We start from the raw sequence: 9,355 nt of genomic DNA, 5'->3' as shown, positions 1-9,355 counted from the left end.
TTGCCGAGGCCGTCGTTGGCCGCGAGCACGCCCTTGATGTTCTTGTTCTCGGTCAGCATCTGCTCGAAGATGGTGCCGGCCTGCGCGTTGTCCCAGTCGGGCACGGACTGGTCCGGGCCCTTGATGAACTCACCCGACTCGAACTTGGGATTGAGGACCGAGTCGTAGCCCTCCTTGAACAGGGTGGCGTTGTTGTCCGTCGGCGAGCCGTTGAGCCGCGCCACGACGGGCTTGACGGCCTTCATCTCGGTGAGGCACTTGACCAGGCCCTCGCCCTGGAGCTTGCCGACCGCCACGTTGTCGAAGCTTACGTAGAAGTCCGCGTTGCCGCCGAGCGTGAGCCGGTCGTAGTCGATGGTCGCGATGCCGGCGGCCCTGGCCTTGTCGAGGACGGCCTTGCCGGTACCGGAGTCCAGGTTGACGATCATCAGCACCTTGACGCCGCTGGAGATCATGCCTTCCGCGATCGTCTGGAACTGGCTCTTGTCACCCTGAGCGTTCTGGATGTCGACCGGTACGCCGGCCGCTTCGAATGCCGCCTTCAGGTACTTGGGGTCGTCGGTGCTCCACCGTTGGGAGCTGGCGGTGTCCGGCAGGATGACGCCCACCTTGCCGACGGAGGCGCCGCCGTTGCTGCCTGAGTCGTCGCCACCGCTGTCGTCACCGCACGCGGCCATACTGCCCGTGGCCAGCAGGCCGACAGCGGCCAGGGCGAACAATCCCTTACGCATTCCTTTGAGTCCTTTCGGATCAAATCCGGACCTTGCTTCGGATTTCTGGTGTGCGCTGCCGGGAACGTCACTCGCCCGACCCGCTATGGAATCAGACACTTCGCTGTATTCGGGGCAACGTATCCCGGTGCTGAACGTGGCACGACGGGCCTGATCGCAAGGTCCCGCAGCACGAGTAGACGGCAGCGCGGCGACGGTGGGTCACCGCGCGACCTGTGAAGTCACTCCACAACGTGACGCTAGGTCACTTCACGGCTCCGGATTGCCGGATCTTGATAACGGTGTCGTAACGGAAGGGTCTTGCGCGAGGTCTGCCGCACTATGTCCGAATTTTGGCTATTTTTGCGTCCGCGAGCCGGATGAGATCGGCGGGGCCGAGCGACACCTGCAGGCCGCGGCGCCCGGCCGAGACGTACATCCGATCCAGGGCGGTGGCCGAGTCGTCGACGACCGTCGGCAGCCGCCGGCGCTGCCCCAGCGGGCTGATCCCGCCGCGGACGTAGCCGCTGCTGCGCTCGGCCGCGGCGCGATCCGCCAGCGCTGCGCGCTTGCCGCCCGCGGCGCTGGCCAGCGCCTTGAGGTCCAGCTCGCCGGTCACCGGGACGACGGCGACTACGAGCCCGCCGTCGACCTCGGCGATCAGCGTCTTGAAGAGCGCCGCCGGCGCGACCCCGAGGGCCTCGGCGACCAGCGCGCCGTAGTCGTGTGCGTCGGCCGGCACGTCGTACGCGTGCAGCTCGTGTGCCACCCGCTGCGCGCTGAGCAGCACGGTAGCCGGAGTCCCGGCAGCCTTCTTCGCCACGACGAGAGGCTAGCGCCTAGCGGCACAGCAGGGCGGTCGGCGCTCCCGCCGTGCGGGTCAGCACGAGCGACGCCCCGGCGCTGCCGCTCAGCCGCAGGTCCCGGCGCAGCTGCTCGGGCTCGAGCGCGGAGCCGCGCTTGCGGATCTCCAGCCGCCCGACGCCGCGCTCGCGCAACAGCGTCCGCAGCCGCTTCAGGGAGAACGGCAGCACGTCGGTGATCTCGAGCCGCCGGCCGAACGCGGTGTCGACGGCGGCGTCGGTGTACACGTAGGCGATCTCCGGGTCGGCGATCCGGCCGCCGATCGTCGCGGCGAACTCGGCCACGAGGTGCGAGCGGACCACGGCCGGGTCCGGGTCGTACAGGAAGGCGCCGACCGGGCCGACCGGCGCCGCCGCGGTGCCCGATCCGGTGAGCTCGGAGCCCGACGGCAATAGGATCGCCCGCCGCGCGAATTGCGCCAGCGGCCCGCACCAGAACGCGGCCTCGACCAGATCGCCGCCGACGCTGACCCACTCGCCCTCGGCGCCCGGCGGTAGCAGTGCGTGATCGATGCCGGGTGCGAGCTTGAGCACGGTGCGCGGCACCCGGCCGGGCAGGGCGGCGATGAAGTCCCACGGCGGCGACCACGAGCGCGGGTCCATCACCCGGCCCCGGCCGGCGCGCCGGCGTGCCGGGTCGGCGAAGACCGCGTCGAACCGCTCCACCGTGACGCTCGTCGCGTCCGCGCACTCCACGGTCACCAGGTCGGCCAGGCCGGCGGCCTCGGCGTTCGCGGCGGCGAGCGCGGCGGTGAGCGGGTCGGCGTCGACGGCGTACACCCGGATGCCCTGGCGGGCCGCGGCCAGCGCGTCCGCGCCGAGGCCGCAGCCGAGGTCGGCCAGGGTCTCGACGCCGGCCGCGCGCAGCCGGGCGGCGCGCCGGTCGGCCACCACGGCCCGGGTCGCCTGCTCGAGCCCCGCCCGGGTGAACAGCATCGTCGCGCCGGCCGCGCCGAACTTGGCCTCCGCGCGGATCCGCAGTTCGGCCTGGGTGAGCGCGGCGGAGGCCAGGGCGGGGGCGAGCCCCCGGGAGCGCAGCGCCGTCGCGGCGGCGAGCGGGTCCGCGCCGGCGACGTCGGCGGCGGCCGCGAGGGCGGCGGCTCCCTCGGCGGTACGCAGGGCGGCGAGCAGTTCGAGGTCCACGGAAAGTCATTCTGCTGGAAGCTGACGCGTTGGCACTCTGGTTGACGGAGTGCTAGTTCCGGCATAATCTCCGATTAGCACTCTCAACCTGAGGGTGCCAGCGTGCTCCCCGACCGGGGACGTGCGCCTGCGCCAGGCGGACCGGCACCCGCGACGACGGCCCCGCCCGGTGGCATGAGGCATCAGCCCGGCCTGTCCATTGGCCGGCGACAACACCTGTACCCAGGAGGGTATGCCCGTGACTACCGCGACAAAGGTTGCGATCAAGCCGCTCGAGGACCGCATCGTGGTCCAGGCGAACGAGGCCGAGACCACGACGGCGTCGGGCATCGTGATCCCCGACACCGCCAAGGAGAAGCCGCAGGAGGGCACCGTCCTCGCCGTTGGCCCCGGCCGGATCGACGACAAGGGCAACCGCGTTCCGATCGACGTCAAGGTCGGCGACACCGTCCTGTACTCGAAGTACGGCGGCACCGAGGTCAAGTACGCCGGCGAGGAGTACCTGGTGCTCTCCGCCCGCGACGTCCTCGCGGTCATCGAGAAGTAGACCTGATCTGACAGTGCTGAGCGCCCTGGCCCGGCTTCCGGTCCAGGGCGCCGGTGCGTTGAAGGGACCATAAATGGCGAAGATCCTTAGTTTCTCCGACGACGCCCGGCACCTGTTGGAGCACGGCGTCAACACGCTCGCCGACACGGTCAAGGTCACTCTCGGCCCGCGCGGCCGCAACGTCGTCCTCGACAAGAAGTTCGGCGCGCCGACGATCACCAACGACGGTGTCACCATCGCCAAGGAGATCGAGCTCTCCGACCCGTACCAGAACCTCGGTGCGCAGCTGGTCAAGGAGGTGGCGACGAAGACCAACGACGTCGCCGGCGACGGGACCACCACGGCGACCGTGCTCGCGCAGGCGCTGGTCCGCGAGGGCCTGCGCAACGTGACCGCGGGTGCCAACCCGATCGCGCTCAAGCGCGGCATGGACCTGGCCGCCGAGGCCGTCTCCAAGGCGCTGCTGGAGAAGGCGGTCGAGGTCGACGACAAGAAGTCGATCGCGAACGTCGCCACCATCTCGGCGCAGGACGCCACCATCGGCGAGCTCATCGCCGAGGCGATGGAGAAGGTCGGCCGCGACGGCGTCATCACCGTCGAGGAGGGGTCCGTCCTGGACACCGGCCTCGAGGTGACCGAGGGTCTGCAGTTCGACAAGGGCTTCATCTCGCCGAACTTCGTGACCGACGCCGAGTCGCAGGAGGCCGTCCTGGAGGACGCCTACCTGCTGATCACCACGCAGAAGATCTCCAGCGTCGAGGAGCTGCTGCCGCTGCTGGAGAAGGTTCTCTCCGGCGGCAAGCCGCTGCTCATCGTCGCCGAGGACGTCGAGGGCCAGGCGCTGTCGACCCTGGTCGTCAACGCGCTGCGGAAGACCTTCAAGATCGTGGCCGTGAAGGCCCCCGGCTTCGGGGACCGGCGCAAGGCGATGCTGCAGGACCTTGCGATCGCGACCGGCGGCGAGCTCATCGCGCCGGAGCTCGGCTACAAGATCGACCAGGTCACCCTCGACATGCTGGGCACCGCCCGGCGGGTCGTGGTGGACAAGGAGAGCACGACCATCGTCGACGGTGGCGGCCGCAAGGCCGAGATCGAGGACCGGGTCGCGCAGATCCGCAAGGAGATCGAGGCCTCGGACTCCGACTGGGACCGCGAGAAGCTCTCGGAGCGGCTGGCCAAGCTCTCCGGCGGCATCGCGGTGATCAAGGTCGGCGCCGCGACCGAGGTCGAGATGAAGGAGCGCAAGCACCGCATCGAGGACGCCATCGCGGCGACCAAGGCCGCGGTCGAGGAGGGCACCGTCCCGGGTGGCGGCGCCGCCCTGGCGCAGGTCGCCTCGGCGCTCGACGGCAACCTCGGCCTCACCGGCGAGGAGGCGGTCGGCGTGCAGATCGTCCGCAAGGCGCTGATCGAGCCGCTGCGCTGGATCGCGCAGAACGCGGGCCACGACGGCTACGTGGTGGTCGGCAAGTCGGCCGAGCTGGGCTGGGGCCACGGCCTCAACGCGGCCACCGACGAGTACGTCGACCTGGTCGCGGCCGGCATCATCGACCCGGTGAAGGTGACCCGCAGCGCGGTCTCCAACGCCGTCTCGATCGCCGCCCTGCTGCTCACCACGGAGAGCCTCGTGGTGGAGAAGCCGGCCGAGCCGGAGCCCGCCGCGGGCGGTGGCCACGGCCACAGCCACGGTGGCCACGGCCACCAGCACGGCCCGGGTTTCTGAGTCGAAAGAGTAAAGAAGGGCGCGTCGCATTCCGCGGCGCGCCCTTTCTCGTGTGTGATGCGGGATTCGGGGAAAGAGGCGCGGATGATCGTCGTGGTGGAGGGTCCGACCGCGGCCGGCAAGACGTCGTGGTGCCGGCGTTACGTTGGTCGCTACGTCGCCGAGTACGCCGCGACGGGCCGGGAGCCGACCGACGAGGTGGCGCTGGCCCGGCACTGGGCGCGGGTGAGCATGGGCCGCTGGCTGCAGGCGCTGGAACTCGAGCGGGCCGACGGCGTCGCGTTCTGCGACACCGACCCGGTGAAGCTGCACTACGCCTGGGGGATGGCGGCGCTGGGGCTGGCGCCGCGGGCCCGGTTCGACCGCGAGCTGACGGTGACCCGGGAGGCGTTCCGCGCCGGCCGGCTCGGCTTCGCCGACGCGGTGCTGGTCGGCCTGCCCGAGGTCGAGACGCTGCAGCGCCGGCGCGACAGTGACGAGACCCGTCGGCGGCGCAACTTCGCGGCGCACGTCCAGCTCCGCGAGCCCCTGCAGCAGTGGTACGCGACCCTGGACCGGCTCGACCCGGGCCGGGTGATCTGGGAGCTGCCCGTCGAGGGCGTACCCAAGCTGCCGGAACCGCGCGCCGATCGCGGCGCGGTGGAGCTGCTGGACGCCCTGGTGGCCGCGCTGCCGCCGCTGCGCCAGGTCGTCACCCAACCGTAAGAGCCGTTCCGCGTGCGCCGATGCAGGATGGAGGCGTGAACCTCTCGCCGCGGGCCGCACTGGCCGGCGTCGCCGCGGCCGGCGTGGCCATCGGCGTCGCCGAGGTCGTCGCCGTCCTCACCGGTCCGCTCTCGTCGCCGCTGCTCGCCGTCGGCGGAGTGGTGGTCGACAACGTGCCCGGGCCGGTCAAGGACGCGGGCATCGCGGTCTTCGGCACCCACGACAAGACCGCCCTGATCGTCGGCACCGTGATCCTGCTCGGCGGCTACGCCGCGCTGCTCGGCCTCGTCGCGCTGCGCAGCCGGGCGGCGGCCCTCGCCGGCGTCGCGCTGTTCGGCGCGATCGGCGTGCTCGCCGCCGTCACCCGGCACGGCGCCGGGCTCACGGCCGCGCTGCCGTCGATCGTCGCCACGATCGTCGCGGCCCTGGCCCTGTTCTACCTCGTGAGGCTGGCCGTCACCGCGGAGCCGGCCCCAGCGGAGCCGGCCCCAGCGGAGCCGGCCCCAGCGCAGGAGAATCGGCGCCGATTCCTCCTTGCGGTCGGCGGCGCCGCCGCCGTGGCCGTCGTCGGTGGCTTCGGCGGCCGGTTCCTGACCTCGCGGCGCGCGGTGACCGCCGCCCGCGACGCGGTCGTGCTGCCGGAGCCGTCAGGACCGGCCCCGGCGGTCCCGCCCGGCGCCCAGGTCCGGGGCGCGGCACCGTACGTCACCTCGAACTCCGACTTCTACCGGATCGACACCGCGCTGTACCCGCCGCAGATCGACCCGGCGAACTGGCAGCTGCGCATACACGGGATGGTCCGCAACCCGATCACCCTCACCTGGGAGCAGCTGCTGCGGCGCCCGATGGTGCAGCGGTACGTGACGCTGGCCTGCGTGTCCAATGAGGTCGGCGGCGACCTGATCGGCAACGCGCTCTGGCTCGGCACCCCGATCAAGGACCTGCTGGACGAGGCGCAGCCGCTGCCCGACGCCGACCAGGTGGTGCAGCGCTCCGACGACGGCTGGACCTGCGGAAGCCCGACCGCGGTGCTGCGCGACGGCCGGGACGCCCTGCTGGCGATCGGCATGAACGGCCGGCCGCTGCCGGTGTCGCACGGCTTCCCGGCGCGCATGGTCGTGCCCGGCCTGTACGGCTACGTCTCCGCCTGCAAGTGGATCACCGAGATCGAGCTGACCCGGTTCGCCGACTTCGACGCGTACTGGGTGCCGCGGGGCTGGTCGGCGCAGGGTCCGATCAAGACGCAGTCGCGGATCGACACGCCCCGCGACGGCGCCGGGCGCAAGGCGGGAGCCGTCACCGTCGCCGGGGTGGCCTGGGCTCAGCATCGCGGCATCCGGTGGGTCGAGGTCCAGGTCGACGACGGGCCCTGGTCGCGGGCGACCCTCGCGCCGACGGTCTCGGCGGACACCTGGGTGCAGTGGTCATACGTCTGGCAGGCGACGCCGGGTGAGCACGTGGTGCGGGTCCGGGCCGCCGACAGCGACGGTGCCGTTCAGACGGACGCCACCGCGCCGCCGGAGCCGGACGGGGCGACCGGGTGGCATTCGGTGCTGGTCACGGTCGACTGAGAGGGTCACCCAAAAGCCGCACTTTTGGTCCGACGTCAACCCCAAGTTCGCTCATACGGTGGCTTGCATGTCCACCGATGCGGCGAACACGCCGTTGAACATTCCGACGTGGCTCCCCGCAGGGAGCCGCGTCGGAAGCTGTGTGGTGCCGCGCGTCGATCGGCGTCAGGCCGCCGGTGCCTGCCGTTGTGCCGGAACCGCCGACTTGTGGGGCCGGCCGAGGCGGGCCTCCAGCCGGGCAAGGTCCACCCGTCCGTGATGCCGATCGGCAAGGTCCTCCCAGCCGACCGCGAGCAGCCGCAGCCGCTCCGCTTCGCTGAAACCTCCCCATACCCCGTACGGCTCACGGACAGCCAGTGCGTGAGCAGCGCACTCCGCCCGGACCGGGCAGGCGCGGCACATCGTCTTGGCATTCGCCTCCCGACGGTTGCGGGAAGACCCGCGCTCACCGTCCGGGTGGAAGAACTGGGCGCTGTCGCGCCCCCTGCACAGGCCGAGTCGCTGCCATTCCCAAAGGTCGGCGATGGGTCCGGGCAGTCTGCGAACGTTCGACATCAACACCCTCCTCCCGCGCGGCACCGCGGAGTGCTGTCATTGAGGGGCCTGACTCAGGCCTGTCCGCCCGTGTACCCCGGCGAACGCCGGATCACACGCGACTTGTCGATGTCTTCGTCGGCCGTATCTCATCGGTGCTCCAAGCCGTACCGATGTTTCCTAATTTTTCCATCTAAAGCGCGTAATGCTGCGGCCGTTGCGTGATCTCCTCTGAGAGAGAAGGAGGATCACTGTGCGTACCGTCCTCGTGTGCGTCCGAACCCCACTTGCGGCCCAGACCGTCGCCTCTACCGCGGCCCGGCTCGGGATGACCGGGGTCGTGCGGACGGCGGTCAGCGAGACCGAGGCCATGATCCGACTGGCTGAAAGGCCGGCCGAGGTCGTTCTGGCCGACACCGCCGTGACCCGTCCCGACAGCGTCGGCTTCACCCGCCGCGTCCTCGCCCGCGCCCCGCAGGCGCAGGTCGTCCTCTTCGGTGCCGAAGATCCTCGGGTCGCCGCCGCGGCTGTCGCGGCCGGTGCCCGGGGTGTCATCCGCGGCGTCGAGCACGACCTGGTCAGCGTCGTCGCCAAGGCGTTGCTGCTCCTGCTCCTGCCGGTGCGGCCACAGGGCATGCCGATCAACGGCGCGAATGCCCAGCCCGCCGCGGTCGGCGGCGCCGGTCGCAACAACAACTCGGCGGCCGCTCGCGGCCTGCACCGCGACGGGCTGGCCATGGCCGGCTCGCCCAACGGTGGCGGGGTACCCGCGATGCTGCCGAACTCGCCGATGGTCCCCGCCCAGCGCGGCGACGGATCGGACATCGACCCGGCCACCGGCCGGCCGATGGCGTGGCCGGGCAACGACACCGGCCGCACGGACGTCCCCACGGGCCGGCGGCTCACGCTCACCGAGCGCGAGTTGCAGGTGTTGCGGGGGATGGCCGACGGCAAGAGCAATGCGGAGATCGGGCGTGAGCTCTTCGTCTCCGAGGACACCGTCAAGACCCACGCTCGGCGGCTCTTCCGCAAGCTGGGTGCCCGCGACCGGGCGCATGCGGTGGCCGCCGGCTTCCGGGCCGGTCTGGTCGCCTGAACGGTAGGTCTTTTACACCCGGGGGCCCGGGCGACGATCAGGAAGCCTCGTCGTCCGTGCCCTCGGCCAGTGTGTCGTGCACCCCGTCGGCGTAACCCCGTGCGTATTCCCACGTCACGTAGTGGTCCGGGTCGGGGTCGTAGGCCGGCTCGTGCACCCGCGGGCGGCCGTTGCTCAACAGGTGGCGAAGGTTACCCCGGAGCAGGTCCCAGTCGAAGTAGTGTGGCTCGTGGCAGTCTTCGCACTCGATCACCAGACCGCGGATGCCCGTCGGACTCAGCAACGCCTGGTAGATCTCCAGGTCGGAGAGGTCCTCGAGGACGTCCTGCCGCTCGGGCTCGGTCAGCGGGTCGCTCTCGGCGTCCTCCGAGAGGTCGTCGAGGCCGGCGGCCGGGTCGGCAGGGTCGCCGTTGAACGGGTCGATCGGCTCTTCTTGCACGATGTCTACCGTACCCATGTATGG

General features: G+C 71.2%; 10 protein-coding genes. 5 read left to right on the top strand and 5 right to left on the bottom strand.

Going from position 1 to position 9,355, the window contains the following annotated elements:
- The 3 genes from ACIBSW_RS33415 to ACIBSW_RS33405 form a co-directional block, all read right to left on the bottom strand.
- A partial coding sequence (locus ACIBSW_RS33415; protein ID WP_354726900.1) for a substrate-binding domain-containing protein occupies positions 1–731 on the bottom strand: 731 nt, incomplete at its 3' end.
- Between the two features lie 319 nt (positions 732–1,050).
- Complete coding sequence (gene ybaK / locus ACIBSW_RS33410) at positions 1,051–1,533, bottom strand: Cys-tRNA(Pro) deacylase (protein WP_354726898.1); 483 nt, start codon at positions 1,531–1,533, stop codon at positions 1,051–1,053.
- Positions 1,534–1,549: 16 nt separating this feature from the next.
- The gene (locus ACIBSW_RS33405) at positions 1,550–2,716 is read right to left on the bottom strand and encodes a THUMP-like domain-containing protein (protein WP_354726896.1); all 1,167 of its coding nucleotides are present in this window, start codon (positions 2,714–2,716) and stop codon (positions 1,550–1,552) included.
- Between the two features lie 232 nt (positions 2,717–2,948).
- Here ACIBSW_RS33405 and groES point away from each other — a divergent pair, with 232 nt between their 5' ends.
- The 4 genes from groES (at position 2,949) to ACIBSW_RS33385 (ending at position 7,262) form a co-directional block, all read left to right on the top strand.
- A complete protein-coding gene (gene groES / locus ACIBSW_RS33400) occupies positions 2,949–3,263 on the top strand; it encodes a co-chaperone GroES (RefSeq protein WP_018222648.1) in 315 nt (104 codons plus the stop codon).
- A gap of 73 nt (positions 3,264–3,336) precedes the next feature.
- On the top strand, positions 3,337–4,986 hold the full coding sequence (groL, locus tag ACIBSW_RS33395; protein ID WP_354726893.1) for a chaperonin GroEL: 1,650 nt from the start codon (positions 3,337–3,339) through the stop codon (positions 4,984–4,986).
- 84 nt (positions 4,987–5,070) lie between these two features.
- Complete coding sequence (locus ACIBSW_RS33390) at positions 5,071–5,691, top strand: hypothetical protein (protein ID WP_354726891.1); 621 nt, start codon at positions 5,071–5,073, stop codon at positions 5,689–5,691.
- A gap of 20 nt (positions 5,692–5,711) precedes the next feature.
- Complete coding sequence (locus ACIBSW_RS33385; RefSeq protein ID WP_354726889.1) at positions 5,712–7,262, top strand: molybdopterin-dependent oxidoreductase; 1,551 nt, start codon at positions 5,712–5,714, stop codon at positions 7,260–7,262.
- Positions 7,263–7,427: 165 nt separating this feature from the next.
- On the opposite strand, the gene ACIBSW_RS33380 is transcribed toward ACIBSW_RS33385, so the two are convergent.
- Entirely contained in the window at positions 7,428–7,817 is a 390-nt protein-coding gene (locus ACIBSW_RS33380; RefSeq protein WP_354726887.1) for a WhiB family transcriptional regulator, read from the bottom strand.
- A 232-nt stretch (positions 7,818–8,049) separates the two neighbouring features.
- On the opposite strand from ACIBSW_RS33380, the gene ACIBSW_RS33375 reads away from it, so the two are divergent.
- Positions 8,050–8,892: a helix-turn-helix transcriptional regulator gene (locus ACIBSW_RS33375; protein ID WP_354726885.1), complete on the top strand. Its 843-nt coding sequence runs from the start codon at positions 8,050–8,052 to the stop codon at positions 8,890–8,892.
- Positions 8,893–8,929: 37 nt separating this feature from the next.
- On the opposite strand, the gene ACIBSW_RS33370 is transcribed toward ACIBSW_RS33375, so the two are convergent.
- Positions 8,930–9,331, bottom strand: a complete 402-nt coding sequence (locus tag ACIBSW_RS33370) for a DUF5319 domain-containing protein (RefSeq protein WP_184997582.1) — start codon at positions 9,329–9,331, stop codon at positions 8,930–8,932.
- Between the last annotated feature and the right edge of the window lie 24 nt (positions 9,332–9,355).

It is taken from the genome of Actinoplanes sp. NPDC049668 (assembly GCF_044465445.1).
In the GTDB taxonomy this organism is placed as follows: domain Bacteria; phylum Actinomycetota; class Actinomycetes; order Mycobacteriales; family Micromonosporaceae; genus Actinoplanes.
The sequence above is the reverse complement of the archived record's forward strand: the minus strand, read 5'-3'. Positions and strand labels throughout refer to the sequence as shown.

What these genes read in the sequence shown, in the direction of transcription:
- ACIBSW_RS33385 (WP_354726889.1), top strand. Translation starts at nt 5,712, where the DNA reads ATGCAGGATGGAGGCGTGAACCTCTCGCCGCGGGCCGCACTGGCCGGC.
- ACIBSW_RS33390 (WP_354726891.1), top strand. Translation starts at nt 5,071, where the DNA reads ATGATCGTCGTGGTGGAGGGTCCGACCGCGGCCGGCAAGACGTCGTGG.
- groES (WP_018222648.1), top strand. Translation starts at nt 2,949, where the DNA reads ATGCCCGTGACTACCGCGACAAAGGTTGCGATCAAGCCGCTCGAGGAC.
- groL (WP_354726893.1), top strand. Translation starts at nt 3,337, where the DNA reads ATGGCGAAGATCCTTAGTTTCTCCGACGACGCCCGGCACCTGTTGGAG.
- ACIBSW_RS33380 (WP_354726887.1), bottom strand. Translation starts at nt 7,817, where the DNA reads ATGTCGAACGTTCGCAGACTGCCCGGACCCATCGCCGACCTTTGGGAA.